Below are 260 nucleotides of genomic sequence, written 5' to 3'. Positions count from 1 at the left end.
GCGAGCTCCTCGAGATCGGGTGCTGCGTTGATCGCGCGCGTCTCGTCGTAGAGGGGGGAGGCGACCTCTCGTAGTCCGGCCCAGACCTCGCTGTGAGATCGCAGCGACGCGATGGCCTCGTCGGGCATGCGGGCCACGCGCCCGAGCGCGACCGCGACGCTCCGGGCGAGGTCACCGGCGTCCTGAGCGGCCTTGAGTGCGGGCAGCGCCGTGGCCCCGAAAGGAGCCATGACGGGTTCGTAGGCGATGAGGTGCGGAAC

The 260-nt window shown here is 71.2% G+C and carries 1 protein-coding gene; it reads right to left on the bottom strand.

What is annotated here, in order from left to right:
- Positions 1–260 (bottom strand): hypothetical protein (locus tag AC1ECF_RS17680; protein ID WP_480390748.1); only part of this gene is annotated, 260 nt, incomplete at both ends.

The organism is Psychrobacillus sp. Z3-81 (assembly GCF_056620325.1).
Note: the sequence above shows the minus strand (reverse complement) of the source record. Positions and strands in the feature narration are given on the sequence as shown.